We start from the raw sequence: 713 nt of genomic DNA on the forward strand, positions 1-713 counted from the left end.
GCGCAGGCCGACTCGACTAGTGAGCTATTACGCTTTCTTTAAAGGGTGGCTGCTTCTAAGCCAACCTCCTAGCTGTCTAAGCCTTCCCACATCGTTTCCCACTTAACCATGACTTTGGGACCTTAGCTGACGGTCTGGGTTGTTTCCCTTTTCACGACGGACGTTAGCACCCGCCGTGTGTCTCCCATGCTCGGCACTTGTAGGTATTCGGAGTTTGCATCGGTTTGGTAAGTCGGGATGACCCCCTAGCCGAAACAGTGCTCTACCCCCTACAGTGATACATGAGGCGCTACCTAAATAGCTTTCGAGGAGAACCAGCTATCTCCGAGCTTGATTAGCCTTTCACTCCGATCCACAGGTCATCCGCTAACTTTTCAACGGTAGTCGGTTCGGTCCTCCAGTCAGTGTTACCTAACCTTCAACCTGCCCATGGATAGATCGCCCGGTTTCGGGTCTATACCCAGCGACTAAACGCCCTATTAAGACTCGCTTTCGCTACGCCTCCCCTATTCGGTTAAGCTCGCCACTGAATATAAGTCGCTGACCCATTATACAAAAGGTACGCAGTCACCTAACAAAGTAGGCTCCCACTGCTTGTACGCATACGGTTTCAGGTTCTATTTCACTCCCCTCTCCGGGGTTCTTTTCGCCTTTCCCTCACGGTACTGGTTCACTATCGGTCAGTCAGTAGTATTTAGCCTTGGAGGATGGTC

1 rRNA gene is annotated in these 713 nt (G+C 51.5%); it reads right to left on the bottom strand.

Annotated features, from left to right (window positions below):
- Positions 1-713: ribosomal RNA gene (locus tag BGP85_RS00160) — 23S ribosomal RNA — on the bottom strand; the annotation flags it as partial.

It is taken from the genome of Pseudomonas putida (genome assembly GCF_002906855.1).
GTDB lineage: Bacteria > Pseudomonadota > Gammaproteobacteria > Pseudomonadales > Pseudomonadaceae > Aquipseudomonas > Aquipseudomonas putida_N.